Annotated in this window: 16 protein-coding genes and 1 tRNA gene; 3 read left to right on the plus strand and 14 right to left on the minus strand. The window is 63.7% G+C overall.

What is annotated here, in order from left to right:
* Entirely contained in the window at positions 1 to 753 is a 753-nt protein-coding gene (locus EJE94_RS02295; protein ID WP_121239868.1) for an endonuclease/exonuclease/phosphatase family protein, read from the plus strand.
* Between the two features lie 16 nt (positions 754 to 769).
* Positions 770 to 1,948, plus strand: a complete 1,179-nt coding sequence (gene clsB, locus EJE94_RS02300; RefSeq protein ID WP_121239869.1) for a cardiolipin synthase ClsB — start codon at positions 770 to 772, stop codon at positions 1,946 to 1,948.
* Here the strand turns inward: clsB and gluQRS are convergent.
* Positions 1,945 to 2,859 carry a tRNA glutamyl-Q(34) synthetase GluQRS gene (gene gluQRS / locus EJE94_RS02305; RefSeq protein ID WP_121240550.1) on the minus strand — a complete coding sequence of 305 codons (915 nt, stop codon included), beginning with the start codon at positions 2,857 to 2,859 and terminating at the stop codon, positions 1,945 to 1,947. The genes clsB and gluQRS overlap by 4 nt on opposite strands.
* Positions 2,860 to 2,926: 67 nt before the next feature.
* Between gluQRS and trxA the strand changes: the two genes are divergently transcribed.
* Positions 2,927 to 3,298 (plus strand): thioredoxin, encoded by a 372-nt coding sequence (gene trxA, locus EJE94_RS02310; protein ID WP_121239870.1) that lies wholly within the window; start codon positions 2,927 to 2,929, stop codon positions 3,296 to 3,298.
* A 43-nt stretch (positions 3,299 to 3,341) separates the two neighbouring features.
* On the opposite strand, the gene ychF is transcribed toward trxA, so the two are convergent.
* The 13 genes from ychF to EJE94_RS02375 all read right to left on the minus strand — a co-directional run bounded on the left by ychF (position 3,342) and on the right by EJE94_RS02375 (position 14,736).
* The gene (gene ychF, locus EJE94_RS02315) at positions 3,342 to 4,436 is read right to left on the minus strand and encodes a redox-regulated ATPase YchF (protein ID WP_121239871.1); all 1,095 of its coding nucleotides are present in this window, start codon (positions 4,434 to 4,436) and stop codon (positions 3,342 to 3,344) included.
* Entirely contained in the window at positions 4,433 to 5,044 is a 612-nt protein-coding gene (gene pth, locus EJE94_RS02320) for an aminoacyl-tRNA hydrolase (RefSeq protein ID WP_121239872.1), read from the minus strand. Before pth ends, ychF begins: the two co-directional genes overlap by 4 nt.
* Positions 5,045 to 5,701 carry a 50S ribosomal protein L25/general stress protein Ctc gene (locus EJE94_RS02325; protein ID WP_121239873.1) on the minus strand — a complete coding sequence of 219 codons (657 nt, stop codon included), beginning with the start codon at positions 5,699 to 5,701 and terminating at the stop codon, positions 5,045 to 5,047.
* A 58-nt stretch (positions 5,702 to 5,759) separates the two neighbouring features.
* Complete coding sequence (locus EJE94_RS02330) at positions 5,760 to 6,710, minus strand: ribose-phosphate pyrophosphokinase (RefSeq protein WP_121239874.1); 951 nt, start codon at positions 6,708 to 6,710, stop codon at positions 5,760 to 5,762.
* A gap of 80 nt (positions 6,711 to 6,790) precedes the next feature.
* Positions 6,791 to 6,867, minus strand: a tRNA-Gln gene (locus EJE94_RS02335).
* Between the two features lie 87 nt (positions 6,868 to 6,954).
* Positions 6,955 to 8,112 carry a deoxyguanosinetriphosphate triphosphohydrolase gene (locus EJE94_RS02340; protein ID WP_243642501.1) on the minus strand — a complete coding sequence of 386 codons (1,158 nt, stop codon included), beginning with the start codon at positions 8,110 to 8,112 and terminating at the stop codon, positions 6,955 to 6,957.
* Entirely contained in the window at positions 8,105 to 9,196 is a 1,092-nt protein-coding gene (gene aroB, locus EJE94_RS02345) for a 3-dehydroquinate synthase (RefSeq protein WP_121239876.1), read from the minus strand. Before aroB ends, EJE94_RS02340 begins: the two co-directional genes overlap by 8 nt.
* On the minus strand, positions 9,184 to 9,711 hold the full coding sequence (locus EJE94_RS02350; protein ID WP_121240552.1) for a shikimate kinase: 528 nt from the start codon (positions 9,709 to 9,711) through the stop codon (positions 9,184 to 9,186). Before EJE94_RS02350 ends, aroB begins: the two co-directional genes overlap by 13 nt.
* A 64-nt stretch (positions 9,712 to 9,775) precedes the next feature.
* The gene (locus EJE94_RS02355; RefSeq protein ID WP_165904735.1) at positions 9,776 to 11,833 is read right to left on the minus strand and encodes a type IV pilus secretin PilQ; all 2,058 of its coding nucleotides are present in this window, start codon (positions 11,831 to 11,833) and stop codon (positions 9,776 to 9,778) included.
* A gap of 5 nt (positions 11,834 to 11,838) precedes the next feature.
* Positions 11,839 to 12,381 carry a pilus assembly protein PilP gene (locus EJE94_RS02360; protein ID WP_121239878.1) on the minus strand — a complete coding sequence of 181 codons (543 nt, stop codon included), beginning with the start codon at positions 12,379 to 12,381 and terminating at the stop codon, positions 11,839 to 11,841.
* Positions 12,378 to 13,058: a type IV pilus inner membrane component PilO gene (locus EJE94_RS02365; RefSeq protein WP_306307950.1), complete on the minus strand. Its 681-nt coding sequence runs from the start codon at positions 13,056 to 13,058 to the stop codon at positions 12,378 to 12,380. Before EJE94_RS02365 ends, EJE94_RS02360 begins: the two co-directional genes overlap by 4 nt.
* Positions 13,055 to 13,666 carry a PilN domain-containing protein gene (locus tag EJE94_RS02370; RefSeq protein WP_121239880.1) on the minus strand — a complete coding sequence of 204 codons (612 nt, stop codon included), beginning with the start codon at positions 13,664 to 13,666 and terminating at the stop codon, positions 13,055 to 13,057. The genes EJE94_RS02365 and EJE94_RS02370 overlap by 4 nt, the downstream gene beginning before the upstream one ends.
* A complete protein-coding gene (locus EJE94_RS02375; RefSeq protein ID WP_370685653.1) occupies positions 13,663 to 14,736 on the minus strand; it encodes a pilus assembly protein PilM in 1,074 nt (357 codons plus the stop codon). Before EJE94_RS02375 ends, EJE94_RS02370 begins: the two co-directional genes overlap by 4 nt.
* Positions 14,737 to 14,805: the final 69 nt, after the last annotated feature.

Genomic DNA, 14,805 nt, shown 5'->3' on the forward strand with positions numbered 1-14,805 from the left:
ATGTCCCTCAAACTGCACGTCGCCACCTACAACATCCACAAGGGCTTCTCGCAGTTCAACCGGCGCATGGTAGTGCACGAGCTGCGCGAGCGTCTGCGCCAGATCGGCGCCGACATCGTCTTCCTGCAGGAAGTGCAGGGGCTGCACCTCGGCCACGCCGAGCGCTTTGATGCCTGGCCGGCGGAACCACAGCACGAGTTCCTCGCCGAGGACGTCTGGCAGGCCACGGCGTATGGCCGCAACATGGTTTACGACCATGGCCACCACGGCAACGCCATCCTTTCGCGCTTCCCCATCATCGCCCAGCACAACCAGGACGTGACCCGTCTGCGCTTCGAGAAACGCGGCCTGCTGCATTGCGCGGTCGAGGTCGCCGGACTGGAGCGGCCGCTGCACTGCGTCTGCGTCCATCTCTCGCTGTTCGGTCGTTCGCGCCGGCATCAGCTCGACGCGCTCGCCACCCGCATCGAGACCATCGTGCCGCCCGACGCGCCGCTGCTGATCGCCGGCGACTTCAACGACTGGCGCAACCGCGCCCACGATCTGCTGGCCGAGCGGCTGGGCATGTTCGAGGTCTTCGGCGGCGCTGCGGGTCGCCCACCACGCAGCTTCCCGAGCGCGCTGCCGCTGTTCCGCCTCGACCGCATCTATGTCCGCGGCCTCGCGGTGACGGGGAGCGAGGTGCACCACGGCGAGCCGTGGTCGCGCATCTCCGACCATGCCGCGCTTTCGGCCTATCTCGGCCGCGCCTAAGCGGTAGGCGCAGCGCATGAAGCCCCGCTTCGCCGCCGGCAACCGCGTTGAACTGCTCGAAACCGGCGCGGAATATTTCCCGGCGCTGATCGCCGCCATCGACGCGGCGGCGACCGAAGTCCACCTGCAGACCTACATCTTCGCCAACGACGCCACCGGCCGGGCGGTCAGCGCAGCGCTGGCGCAGGCGTCGCGGCGCGGCGTCGCCGTGCGCGTGCTGGTCGACGGCTTCGGCGCGCGCGAGTTTCCGACCGCCTTCGGTGCGGAACTCGAGCGCGCTGGCGTCGAGGTGCTGGTCTATCGCGCCGAGATCGCACCGCTGCGCCTGCGCCGGCACCGCCTGCGGCGCCTGCACCGCAAGGTCGCGGTGATCGATGGTCGCGTCGGCTTCGTCGGCGGCATCAACATCATCGACGACTGGGACATGGGCACCACGCCCGAGCAGATCCCGCCGCGCTACGACTACGCCGTGCGCATCGAGGGCCCGCTGCTCGCGGCCATCCACGCCTCGACGCGGCAGATCTGGCAGCTCGTGCGTTGGGCCCGGCTGCGGCGGCGCCTGCTCGATCCGCCACACCGGGCGCCCGACGACACGCCGCGCGGCGGCATCCGCGCGGCCTTCGTGGTGCGCGACAACCTGCGCCACCGCCGCGACATCGAGGAAGCCTACCTCGACGCCATCGCCGGCGCCCGACAGGAGGTGCTGCTGGCCAGCGCCTATTTCCTGCCCGGCCGACGCTTCCGCCATGCCCTGGCCGGCGCAGCGAAACGCGGCGTGCAAGTCACCGTGCTGCTGCAGGGCCGGGTCGAGTACCGCCTGCTGCACCATGCCACCCAGGCGCTCTATGGCGCCCTGTTCGGCAGCGGCATCCGCATCTTCGAGTACCACAAGAGCTTTCTCCACGCCAAGGTGGCGGTGATCGACTGCTGCTGGAGCACCGTCGGGTCGAGCAACATCGACCCCTTCAGCCTGCTGATGGCGCGCGAGGCCAACGTCGTCGTCGCCGATGCGGCCTTCGGCGCGGCACTGCGCGCTAGCCTGCAAGGTGCCATGGACGCCGGCGCGCGCGAGGTGCGCCACGAGGACTGGCGGGCGGCGCCGCTGCCGATGCGCGTCGCCCGCTGGCTGGCCTACGGCGTGGTGCGCCTGGCCATGGGCATCGTCGGCTACGGCCGCAAGGATTATTCCGGCTAGGTGTTGCCGAAATCGGCGCTGGCGGCACGGCGGTGCGGCACCCGCGCCATGTCCCACGCCGCCTGCGCCCATTGCCAGAACTCCGAAACCGGCACATGCGCCAGTTCGGCCGGCGGCGCCTGGCCGAGAAAACGCAATGCGGCGTACAGGGCTGGCACCGGCGCCACGCGGTCGATCGCGGGCGCCAGCGTCTGCTTGGACAGTTTCTCCCCCGCGGCATTCACGACCACCGGCAGGTGGGCATAGGCCGGCGTCGGCAGACCGAGGCGGCGCTGCAGGAATATCTGCCGTGGCGTCGAGTCGAGCAGATCGGCGCCGCGCACGACATGGGTGATGCCCTGGTCGGCATCGTCGGCCACCACCGCGAGCTGGTAGGCGAAATAGCCGTCGGCGCGCAACAGCACGAAATCGCCGACGTCGCGAGCGAGATCCTGTGCGACGTGCCCCTGCAGCGCATCGTCGAACGGCACCACGACATCATCCACCCGCAGACGCCAGGCGCGGGCCTCCCGGCCCGGCGGCAGGCCGTCGCGGCAGGTGCCCGGGTAGACATGTGCGCCATCGGGCGCCAGTTGCGAATCGGCCAGCTCGCGGCGGGTACAGGCACAAGGATAGGCGCGGCCATCCTCCTGTAGTTGCCGCAACAGCTCGTGATAACGCTCCGTGCGCCGGCTCTGCCACAGCACCTCGCCGTCCCAGGCGAAGCCGCAGGCTTCAAGCGTGCGCAGGATGTCTTCGGCCACGACGGGCGGGCAGCGCGGCTCGTCCACGTCCTCGATGCGGAGCAGCCACTCGCCACCCTGACCGCGCGCCTCGAGGCAGCTGCCGAGCGCCGCGACCAGCGAGCCGAAATGCAATGGCCCGGTCGGCGAAGGGGCGAATCGCCCGCGATAAATCGGTGATGGCGGCATGAGGCGCATTGATACCATGACCGTCCCGAAACGGGTAGGATGCTCGGTCTTAAATCAAGGAAATGCAATGGCAACGATCGAACTCACCACCGACAATTTCAAGGAAACCATCGGCGCCAAAGACGGCAAGGGCACGGTCATCGTCGATTTCTGGGCGCCGTGGTGTGCGCCCTGCCGCGGTTTCGCGCCTACTTTCGAGGCGGCTTCGGAAAAGCATCCGGACATCAGCTTCGCCAAGGTCAACACCGAGGAACAGCAGGAACTCGCCGGCGCCTTCAACATCCGCTCGATTCCGACGCTGATGGTTTTCCGCGAACAGATCATCATCTACGCCGAAGCCGGTGCCCTGCCCGCCTCGGCCTTCGATCAGCTGATCGATCAGGTCAAGGCGCTCGACATGGACCAGGTGCGCGCCGACATCGCGGCGCAGGCCAACTGACGACCGTCTGCTGACGCCGCCCTACCAAGGGCGGCTGTGGATCCTAGACGTTGAAGAGGAAGTTCATCACGTCGCCATTTTTAACGACGTATTCCTTGCCTTCCGAACGCATCTTGCCGGCTTCCTTGGCGCCCTGCTCGCCGCCGCAGGCGATGAAGTCGTCGTAGGCGATGGTCTGGGCGCGGATGAAGCCGCGCTCGAAATCGGTGTGGATCACGCCGGCCGCCTGCGGGGCGGTATCGCCGGCATGGATGGTCCAGGCGCGCACTTCCTTGACGCCGGCGGTGAAGTAGGTCTGCAGGCCGAGCAGGTGATAGGCGGCGCGGATCAGACGATTCAGCCCCGGCTCTTCCATGCCCATGTCGGCGAGGAAGATCTGCTTGTCCTCGTCCGCCAGATCGGCGATCTCGGCCTCGATCGCGGCGCAGATCGCGACCACGTCGGCCTTCTCCGCCGCGGCGTGCGTCCGCACGGCGTCGAGATGGGGATTGTGGTCGAAGCCGCCTTCCTTGACGTTGGCCATGTAGAGGACGGGCTTCGCCGTGATGAGGAAGAACTGGCGCAGGTTGGCCCACTCCTCCTTGGAGAGGTCGAGCGCCCGCACCGGCTTGGCCTGGTTCAGTTGCGCCAGGCACTTTTCCAGCACCGCCACCAGCAGCTTCGCCTCCTTGTCGCCGCCGGACTTCGCCTGCTTGGAATAGCGCGCCAGCGCCTTCTCGACGGTGGCGAGGTCGGCCAGCGCAAGTTCGGTGTCGATGACTTCGATGTCGGAAAGCGGATCGATCTTGCCCGCGACATGCACGACGTTGTCGTCGGTGAAGCAGCGCACGACGTGGACCACGGCATCGGTCTCGCGGATGTTGGCGAGAAACTGGTTGCCAAGGCCTTCGCCCTTGCTGGCACCGGCGACGAGGCCGGCGATGTCGACGAACTCGACGATGGCCGGCTGGATCTTCTGCGGCTTGACGATCGCGGACAGCGCCGCCAGGCGCGGATCCGGCACCTCGACAATGCCGACGTTGGGCTCGATGGTGCAGAACGGGTAGTTCTCGGCCTGGATGCCGGCCTTGGTCAGGGCATTGAACAGGGTGGACTTGCCGACGTTGGGCAGGCCGACGATGCCGCATTTGAGGCTCATGGGGTTTCCTTTGTTGCTTCCGTTTTCGGTGGCGCCGGCCGGGAATTGATCTTCTGCGTCGCCGCGTTGTAGTCACCGCGGGCGAGCAGCGGCCAGGCTAGCAGGGCACGGTCGAGTGCAGACTCGATTTCCTCGGCTTCTTCGCGCCGCGGCGGCTTCAGCACGTAATCGGCGACTTCGTTCTTGTCGCCGGGATGGCCGATGCCGACGCGCAGCCGCCAGTAGTCCTGGGTGCCTAGGTGCGAGGTGATGTCCTTGAGGCCGTTGTGGCCGCCGAGGCCGCCGCCGAACTTGAGGCGCGTCTGCCCCGGCGGCAGGTCGAGTTCGTCATGCACCACCAGCATTTGCGCCGGCTCGATGCGGTAGAAGCGCAGCAGCGCGCCGACCGACTGGCCCGAGCGGTTCATGAAGGTCTGCGGCAACAGCAGCCAGAGATTGTCGGCGCGCGCGTTGCCGGCAAAGCCGTGGAAGCGCGACTCGCGCGACAGCGTCACGCCGAGTTCGCGCGCCAGACGCTCACAAAACCAAAACCCGGCGTTGTGCCGGGTTTCGGAATATTCGGCCCCGGGGTTGCCGAGGCCGACGATGAGACGAAGCTCAGCTTGCAATTACTTTTTCTCGGTCTTCTCGACCGGCTTCTTCTCGGTAATGACCTGGGTCTCGACCGGGGCGGCTTCAAGTTCCTCGGCCGCGGCACCACCGCCACGGACGACGACGGCTGCAACGACGGGATCCTCGCCCCGGTGCAGGACGGGAGTGACACCGGCCGGCATAGTGAGCTGGGTGACATGAATCGAAGCGCCGCCGACGAGGTCCTTGAGGTCCACTTCGATGAAGGTGGGCAGATCCTTGGGCAGGCATTTGACGTCGACTTCGGTCATGACGTGCTGGACCATGCCGCCGGAAAGCTTGACGCCCGGAGCGATGTCGGCATTGACGAAGTGCAGCGGCACCTTCTGGTGGATCGCATGGGTGGCGTCGATACGCTGGAAGTCGACGTGCAGGATCAGGGGCTTGTAGGCGTGGCGCTGCACGTCGCGCAGCAGGCACATTTCCTTGGCGCCGTCGACGTTCATGGTCAGGACGGAGGAATAGAAAGCCTCCTTGCGCAGGTGCTGGAAGAGTTCGTTGTGGTCGAACTCGATGGATTGCGGCTGGGCGGTGCCGCCGTACAGAATGCCGGGGACCCGGCTGGCGCGACGCAGGCGGCGGCTCGCACTCGTTCCCTGCAGTTCGCGCTTGGTGGCGTTGATTTCGATTTGCATGATTACTCCAGTGGTGAAAAACCCTGCCCGCGACCAGGCAGGGGGTTGAGAAACAGGTTCAATCCATGAACAGCGAGGACACCGACTCCTCGTTGCTGATGCGCAGCATGGTCTCGGCCAGCAGGTGGGCGATGGGCACGACGCGGATGCGGTTGCAGGCCTTGGCATCCTCGCGCAGCGGGATGGTGTCGGTGACGACCAGTTCGTCGAGGTCGGACTCCTGGATCCGCGGGATGGCCGAACCCGACAGCACCGCGTGCGTGCAGTAGGCCAGCACGCGCTTGGCGCCGTGCTGCTTCAATGCATGAGCGGCCTTGCACAGGGTACCGGCGGTATCGACGATGTCGTCCATGATGACGCAGGTGCGGCCATCGACGTCGCCGATGATGTTCATGACCTCGGAAACATTGGCGCGGGGGCGACGCTTGTCGATGATGGCGAGGTCGGACTCGAGGCGCTTGGCGATGGCGCGCGCGCGCACCACGCCGCCGACGTCGGGCGAGACCACCAGCAGGTCGGGATGGCTCTGCTTCCAGATGTCGCCGAGCAGGATGGGCGCGGCGTAGATATTGTCGACCGGGATATCGAAGAAGCCCTGGATCTGGTCGGCATGGAGATCGACGGTCATCAGGCGCTGCACGCCGGCGGCCTGCAGGAGATTGGCGACTACCTTGGCGGCGATGGGTACGCGCGCCGAGCGCGGCCGGCGATCCTGGCGGGCGTAGCCGAAATAGGGAATGGCGGCGGTGATGCGGCCGGCCGACGAGCGCTTCAGCGCATCGGCGAGGATGACCAGTTCCATCAGGTTGTCGTTGGTCGGCGCACAGGTCGGTTGCAGGATGAATACATCCTTGCCGCGCACGTTCTCGAGGATCTCGACACTGGTCTCGCCATCGGAGAAGCGGCCGACGGCGGCTCGTCCGAGCGAGATGTTGAGACGACGCACGACATCGGCCGCCAGCTTGGGATTGGCGTTGCCGGTGAAGACCATCAGGCTGTCGTATGCCATGGGCGCCGGACCTGTGCGTTACTTGCGTTAAAACGAAGAGGGCAGACCCGAGTCGTTTTCAGGCCTGCCCGCGAGTATTCTGGCTGGGGAGGAAGGATTCGAACCTTCGCATGCCGGAATCAAAATCCGGTGCCTTAACCAGCTTGGCGACTCCCCAATTCTCGCCGCAATGCAGCAGGGCGGCGGCGAAAGGACGCGCATTTTGGGGCTTTTCGCCCCCCCTGTCAATGAGTTGGCGGCGAACCTAGTCGATCTCGCCGACACCGAACAAGCGCCGATGCTCCTTCATTGCATAGCGATCGGTCATCCCGGCGATGTAGTCGGCCACGGCGCGGGCGCGGCTGTCGCCAAGCAGGGCGTCGCGTCCATCCGCCTGCGCCATCGCCTGATATTGCGGCGGCAGCAGGCGCGGGTCGGCGGTGAAGGCGGCGAAGAGCTCGCCGATAATGCGGCGGGCCTTGTTGGTCATGCGCAGCACCTGATAATGGCGGTAGAGGTTCTCGCGCAGGAAGACCTTGAGTTCGCGGTTCTCCGCCTGCATCGCCGGGCTGAAGCCGATCAACGCCGGCGCGGCGCGGACATCGTCGAGGCTCGCCACGCCCGCGGCGCGGATACGGCGGGTGGATTCGTCGAGCAGGTCTCCCACCAGTGCCCCGATCATGCGTCGCACCGTTTCGTGCACCAGGCGGCGACTGGTGATGGCCGGAAACTCGGTGCGGGCCGCGGCAGCATGGCGGGCGTAGAGGCTGACGCCTTCCAGCGCGGTTTCGTCGATCAGGCCCGAGCGCAGGCCATCGTCCACATCGTGATTGTTGTAGGCGATCTCGTCGGCGAGATTGGTCAGCTGGGCCTCGAGCGAGGGGCGACGGTCGTCGAGAAAGCGGCGGCCGAGCTCGCCCAGCAGACGCGCCTTCGCGGGCGCGCAATGCTTGAGGATGCCTTCCCGCGTTTCGTACATCAGGTTGAGGCCATCAAAGGCGCCATAGCGCTCCTCGAGCAGGTCGACGGTGCGCAGGCTCTGCAGGTTGTGCTCGAAGCCGCCATGGTCCTTCATGCAGTCGTCGAGGGCTTCCTGGCCGGCGTGGCCGAAGGGCGTGTGACCAAGATCATGCGCGAGCGCGATGGCCTCGGCGAGGTCGTCGTTGAGGTGGAGCGCGCGCGCCGTTGAACGGGCGATCTGCGCGACTTCGATCGAGTGGGTCAGGCGCGTACGAAAGAGATCGCCTTCGTGATTGACGAATACCTGGGTCTTGTACTCGAGACGGCGAAAGGCCGTGGAGTGGATGATGCGATCGCGGTCACGCTGGAATTCACTGCGCGCCTGCGGCGGCGGTTCGGGGAACTGGCGGCTGCGGGAATTCCCATCGACGGCCGCATAGCCGGCGTACTGCCGTTCAGACACAGCAGGACTCGATGGCGGCACGAATCTCGGCGGCAGGGGCATCGGCGTACGTCACCGCCTCGCCCAGGCGCTTCAGCAGTACGAGGCGCAGGCGGCCGGCGATGACCTTCTTGTCGTGCGACATCAGGTCGAGATAGCGGTCGGCACCCATGGCCGGGCTTTCCACCGGCAGGCGTGCCTTCGCCAGCAGGCCGACGGCACGGCCGAAATCGGCGTCATTCAGCCAACCGAGGCGGCGCGACAGGTCGGCCGCCATTACGGTACCGGCGGCGACCGCCTCGCCGTGCAGCCATTGACCGTAACCGACACCGGTTTCGATGGCGTGACCAAAGGTGTGGCCGAGGTTGAGCAGGGCGCGACCACCCTCCTTTGCCGTTTCCAGTTCGTCGGCTGCCACGACCTCGGCCTTGTTGGCACAGGATCGCTCGATGGCGTAGGTCAGGGCTTCTGCATCCCGCGCCAGCAGGCGCTCAATGTTGGCTTCGAGCCACTCGAGAAAAGGCAGATCGCGGATCAGGCCATACTTGATCACTTCGGCCAGACCGGCGGAAAGCTCGCGGTCGGACAGTGTTCCGAGGCTGTCGGTATCGGCCAGCACCAGTTGCGGCTGCCAGAAAGCGCCGATCATGTTCTTGCCGCGCGGATGATTGATGCCGGTCTTGCCGCCGACCGAGGAGTCGACCTGGGCGAGCAATGTCGTCGGTACCTGGATGAAGGGCACGCCACGCTGGTAGGTTGCCGCCGCAAATCCCGCAAGATCGCCGATCACGCCGCCACCGAGGGCGATGACCGTCGTGGTACGGTCGCAACGTTCGGCCAGCAGTCGGTCATAGATCGCATCGAGCGTCGTCGCGTTCTTGTGCGCCTCACCGTCGGGCAGGACGATCGCCGTGGTGCCAACGCCGAGTTTTGCCAGCCCCGCCAAGAACGCGTCCAGGTACAGGGGCGCGACGACGTCATTGGATACGATCGCCGCCCGCGGCGTGCGCAGGGCGGCCGCGACCATATCGGCCCGCTGCAGCAGGCCCGGGCCGATATGGATGGGGTAGGTGCGGGCGCCGAGCGCCACGTTCAGGGTTCGCATCGCTTTCGCAGTTCCAGTTCGACACGACGCACCAAGCTGCCAATGCCGCCGCTGGACGTGTCGATGACGACGTCTGCCACCTCTCGATAGAGGGGGTCGCGCTGGGCGAAGAGTTCCTCGAGTCTGGCCAGCGGGTCCGCGACCTGAAGTAGCGGACGGTTACGGTCGTGCCGGGTACGTTCGTAAAGGAGCAAGGGTAGCACACGCAGGTAGACGACCAGACCGGACGCCTTAAGACGGCGACGGTTCGAGGGATCGAGCACGGCGCCGCCGCCGGTCGCCAGGACGAGGCCGTGCTCGCGCGTCAGGGCATCGATGGCTTCCGCCTCGCGGCGGCGAAAGCCCGCCTCGCCCTCGATTTCAAATATGGTCGGGATGCGCACCCCGGTGCGCGCCTCGATTTCGTGATCGGCATCGACGAAACGCCGGCCAAGCCGCTTCGCCAGCTGTCGGCCGACCGTGGTCTTGCCGGCCCCCATCATGCCGACGAGGCAGATATTCTGGAAATTTCCCATCATGCCGCCGCAGCGGGCCCTACTGCCCGCTGGATCCGATGAGCCTGCCTGGTGCAGACCGGTGTTAGAAGGCGATCTTCTGGTCGAGGATTCGCGGGGTGATGAAGACGAGCAGTTCGGTATCTTCGGACGTCGTGTTTTTGGTACGGAATAGCGCGCCGAGAATTGGCAGGTCGCCGAGGAAGGGCACCTTATCGACCCGTTCGGTCGATTCGACCTTCGATACGCCTCCTAAGACCAAGGTGCCGCCATTGTCGACCGTGGCGTCGGTACTGATTTCCCGCGTGTTGACGTCGGCACCGGCAATGGTCGGGGCGCTCGCAAGGCTCTTGTCTTGCACCTGGAGCCTCATCTTGACGCGGCCGTCCGGCGTGATCTGCGGGGTGACAGTGAGGGCGAGGGTGGCGTCGATGGTGACTGAACTCGCCTGGGTGTTGCCCGATGCCGGGATAGTCATGTAGTAGGTCGTTCCGCTCGAAATCTTGGCTGGAGCATTGTTTTCCGCGACAACCCGCGGACTGGAGATGGTCTTTGCGGTAGTGTCGACTTCCGAAGCTTGGAGCTCGAGATTTATGATCCGCGTAGCATCTGCATTGAACAGTGCGAAGCGGAAGGTGTTTCCACCGCTGTAACCCGGCTGGAACGACATCGGGTTGGCGGCATTCGCTGCCAGAATCGACGGATCGCGGCGGCGCAAGAAGGTATCCTTTTCGTTCAGGAAGCTCACTCGAGCTCCCAGGTTCAAGCCGAACGTTTTCCGGGCCACTACGAACTTGGCCTCGATCAAGACCTGACGCGCCGGGATGTCAATGGCTGTAATCAACTCGCGCACGGCGTTGAGACGCGTCGGGGTGTCGGTGACGAAGACCCGGTTGGTATAGGCATCGACAACCGCAGTTCCGCGCTTCGACAGCACCGGCTGTTTCGCGTCGGTCAGGAGCTTGGAAATCGCATCCGCCTTCTGATAGTTGATCTGAATGCTCTCTGTCTTCGTTGGCTCGATGTCGCCGATGGCCTGCCTGGCTTTCAGCGCATCTTCCTCCTGCCGAGTCAGGTCGGCGGCACGGCCAATTTGCATGACGTTGCCGTTCTTGCGCATCGCCAGATTCTGCTGTTGCATCACGATTTCCAGAGCCTGATCCCAAGGCACATCGTTGAGGCGCAGCGACACATTGCCAGCGACGTTGTCGGCGACAACGATGTTGAAGCCGGTGATGTCAGCGAACACATAAAGCAGCTCGCGCAGGGGGATGTTCTGGAAATTGAGAGAAATCTTCTCGCCTTGATAGCCGCGCTGCTGACTGCCCTGGAACAGCTTGTTCGGATCCTCCTTCAGGGGCTTGACCTGGAGCACGAACTGGTTGTCAGACTGGTAGGCAGCATGCTCCCATAGGCCGGTCGGTGCGATCGTCACGCGGACATTGTTGCCCACTGTCGACGTAGTCACCGCTGTCACCGGCGTGGCGAAATCCATCACATCCATCTTGCGGCGCAGGTTTTCGGGAAGCTTCGTCTTCTGAAAGTCGACGATCAGATTACTGCCCTGTTGCCGCACATCGATACCTGTATTGGCATCGGTAAGATCGATCGTAACCACACCCTCTCCCGTGGCGCCGCGACGGAAGGTTACGTCACGGATCGAGTGCTCCTGATCGACCTTGCTCTTTACTTCCGGAAAATGCTGGGTGGGCTTGTCCGCAACCGCTACCGGGGTTGCTAACGCGCCAGCGGATTGCAGGGTAACCAGGACGAAGCCTCCTTCGAGCTTCGTTTCGAAGGGTGCCATTTTCTTCAAATTCAGCACCAGACGCGTTCTATCGCCGGCCTGCACAATATTTACACTTCGCAATTCACCCTGATCGACTTCTTGGACGTTGCGCCCCAAGCCGTTGCTGGCTTGCGGAAAGTCGAAGACGATGCGTGCCGGGTCGGCAACGGAAAAACTAGACGGTGGCGCGGTCAGGGCCTGCCGCAACCCGATCTTGACGACTGTTTGGCCCTCATGTTGACCGACCTGCAGCGTGTCGATACTGTTCCCCTGGGCGAGAACGAAAGAAGGCAGAAGCAGCAACGCCAGCAGAACCCGGCGGAAAATCGGAGCAATGTTTGTCATCGGTGTCATGGGGCTCATTTCTTTGCACCCTCCAGGTGAAGGATCGCCGAGCGTTCGACCCAGTCGGCCGTTTGCCCCGTCGGATCCTTGACGGTTTCCTTGATTTTTACTTCCGTGGCGGTAATGGCCGTAACTACACCGAAATTCTGGCCGAGATGGTTACCCGTCACGACGTAGTTCAGACCGTCGCTGGAGCTGATCAGCGCATACGGCGTTTTGGTGTTTCCAGTACCTGGCATCATGACGCCGACAAGTTTGAGAGACTCGAGCGGATAGCCTTCGAGGGGCTCCTTCGGCCGATCAAAATCCGGGGTCTTGCCGCCCACTCCCGCCGATTTTTCGGGGATGATCTTGGCCGCCCTGAATGGATCGACGAGATTGCTGCCGTCATAGGACACGATCGGGAAGGGCTTCAACTCGGGCAATGGCGGCACCCCGCCCTTCAGATCCTTGGACGACTCGCGCATCCATTCCTTCAGGTCCTGATGTTCCTCACTCGCACAACCGGCGAGAAGAATTACCGCCAGCAGCAGGGGCAGGCGCGGAAGCGAAATCATTTCGGTGCTCCCTTCGATTGCGTCTTCCGTGCAGCGGCCAATTCCTGGTCATCGAGATAGCGGAAGGTCTTGGCGGTGACATCGAGGGTCATGACGCCTTCTTTGACCGGTACCAGATTGACATCGTTGAGCGTGACGATACGCGACAGCTTGGCGATATCGCCGGCAAATGCCCCGAGGTCGTGATAACTTCCTGTCAGCTTGAGCTGAATCGGCAACTCCGCATAGAAATCCCGGCGAGACTCGCCACCCGGCTTGAACATTTCGAAATAAAGCCCCCTGCCCAGACCGGCCTGGTTGATGTCGATCAAAAGGCTTTCCATCTCGGTCTTGTTGGGAAGCTGCTTCAGCAGCGCCCCGAATTTCTGGTCAATTTCCGCCAGTTGCTTACGGTGGGCATCCAGGTTGATGGCCTGCTTCTTCTTCCCGAGCCATTCCTCCTTGAGTTTCTCCTGCTCCTGCTGTTTTCCTGCAAGCTGATCGAGCTGGTCACGCCAGCCAAACCATGCACTTGCACCGATCAAGGCGATGAAGGTGCCGACCAAGATCACGATCTTCGGCAGCAGCGGCCACAGTCCCGGATCCTTCGGATCCAGCGTCTTGAAGTCGGCAGCGAGGCGCTGGAAGTCGATCTTCGGCAGATTGAGCGCCAACTTGGGAGCTGAGATCTTCTTCACGGCTTCGCTCCCGGTTTCGGCGCACCGGCGGCCGGCTTGCCCTCACCCTTCTTATCGGCGGATGCGGTCTGTTGAGTAATGTCGAATGTCACCTGAAATTCGCTGAGACGCCGACGGTCGAGCGTCGCCGACCTGATTTCGATGAGTTCTGGACGTTCGAGCAGCGGTGAGGCGTCGAGCTTCTGCATTAGCTCCGAGACACGGGCGTTGGCCTGAGCATAGCCGATGAGAGTTATCCGCCGCCCGGTCTGCTTGACGCTCTTGAGGTAGATGCCCTCCGGCACCCATCGCGCCAGTTCGGTAAACAAGTGAACCGTCTCCGCCCGCGTCGCCTGCAAGGACTCGATCACGCGGTTCCGTGAAAGCATGATCTCGGTCTGCTCCCTGAGCCGCTTGATCTCCGCGATATCCTTGTCGAGAACGGCGACCTCCTTCTTGAGAAAGGCGTTCTTCTCGTCCTGGGCTGCAATCCAGCGACCGATGGTGAGAAAACCGAAGAACCAGATCAGGGCCGCCAGCACGACGACCATGCCGGACAACGCATAAAACTGCGTGCGCCGGGCCTTGCGCTTTTCCTCGCGGTGCGGAAGGAGGTTTACGCGGATCACTGATCGAACCTCCGCATGGCAAGCCCGCATGCCACCATCAGCGAAGGCGCATCCGCCGCGAGTTGCTTGGCACGGATGCGCGGCGAGGTCGACATGCCGGCAAATGGATTGGCCACCATTGCATTGATTTCTGTGCGGGCGCTGACGATCTCGTCGATACCCGGGGTGATGGCGCAGCCGCCGGAAAGCACGATGCGCTGCACTTCATTATGCTGCGTCGAGGTGAAGAAGAACTGCAGGGCACGCGACACTTCGAGTGCCAGATTTTCGAGGAAGGGTTGCAACAACTCGGCGTGATAGTTGTCGGGTCCCGTTCCCGATCGCTTGAGATTCTCGGCTTCTTCGGCGCTCATGCCATAGGCACGCATGATGTCCTGGGTCAGCAGGCCGCCGCCGAAGGCCTGCTCGCGCGTGTAGATCGGCTGATCCTCGCGCATGATCGTGACTTTCATCGCATTGGCACCGACGTCGATCAGCGCGATGTTCTGATCCTTTCCACCCGCAGGCAACTGCTTCATCACCAGTTCGTAGGCCGCTTGCGCCGCGAAAGCCTCGATGTCCATGACCAGGGGCTTGAGTTCGGCCGCCTCGGCGCACGCCACGCGATCCTCGACCTTCTCCTTGCGCGAAGCAGCAATCAGCACCTCGACCTCGTCGGCGCTGGACGGCGCCGGACCGATCACCTGGAAATCGAGATTGACTTCCTCGAGCGCGAAGGGAATGTACTGATTCGCCTCCGACTCGACCTGCACCTCCATCTCCGTCTCGCGCAGATTGGCAGGCAGGATGATCTTCTTGGTGATGGCCGCCGCCGTGGGCAGCGCCATCGCCACGTATTTGGTCGAGGAACCCAATCGCTGCTTGCAGCGCTGAATCGCCTCGACGGTAGCATCCATGTTGGCGATATTGCCGTCGACGACGGCATCCTTCGGCAGGGGCTCGATCGCGTAGCGCTCGACTCGCTGCTCGCCCTTCCCGGCATCGGTAAGCTCGACCATCTTCACTGACGACGAACTGATGTCCAGTCCGATCAGGGGTCGCGCCTTCGGGTTGAAGATCGAGAGGTCGATCTGCAAGAGCTTTTCCCTTTTCTATCTTGAGGTTAGGGCAACTATGGATAATTTACTTCAGATGCTAGC

It is taken from the genome of Sulfurisoma sediminicola (genome assembly GCF_003865015.1).
Taxonomy (GTDB): Bacteria; Pseudomonadota; Gammaproteobacteria; order Burkholderiales; family Rhodocyclaceae; genus Sulfurisoma; species Sulfurisoma sediminicola.

Coding starts and splice junctions, on each gene's coding strand:
- ychF (WP_121239871.1), bottom strand. CDS start 4,436: ATGAGCCTCAAATGCGGCATCGTCGGCCTGCCCAACGTCGGCAAGTCC.
- aroB (WP_121239876.1), bottom strand. CDS start 9,196: ATGCGAACCCTGAACGTGGCGCTCGGCGCCCGCACCTACCCCATCCAT.
- EJE94_RS02295 (WP_121239868.1), top strand. CDS start 1: ATGTCCCTCAAACTGCACGTCGCCACCTACAACATCCACAAGGGCTTC.
- EJE94_RS02360 (WP_121239878.1), bottom strand. CDS start 12,381: ATGATTTCGCTTCCGCGCCTGCCCCTGCTGCTGGCGGTAATTCTTCTC.
- EJE94_RS02350 (WP_121240552.1), bottom strand. CDS start 9,711: ATGGGAAATTTCCAGAATATCTGCCTCGTCGGCATGATGGGGGCCGGC.
- trxA (WP_121239870.1), top strand. CDS start 2,927: ATGGCAACGATCGAACTCACCACCGACAATTTCAAGGAAACCATCGGC.
- clsB (WP_121239869.1), top strand. CDS start 770: ATGAAGCCCCGCTTCGCCGCCGGCAACCGCGTTGAACTGCTCGAAACC.
- EJE94_RS02355 (WP_165904735.1), bottom strand. CDS start 11,833: ATGACACCGATGACAAACATTGCTCCGATTTTCCGCCGGGTTCTGCTG.
- EJE94_RS02325 (WP_121239873.1), bottom strand. CDS start 5,701: ATGCAAATCGAAATCAACGCCACCAAGCGCGAACTGCAGGGAACGAGT.
- gluQRS (WP_121240550.1), bottom strand. CDS start 2,859: ATGCCGCCATCACCGATTTATCGCGGGCGATTCGCCCCTTCGCCGACC.
- EJE94_RS02330 (WP_121239874.1), bottom strand. CDS start 6,710: ATGGCATACGACAGCCTGATGGTCTTCACCGGCAACGCCAATCCCAAG.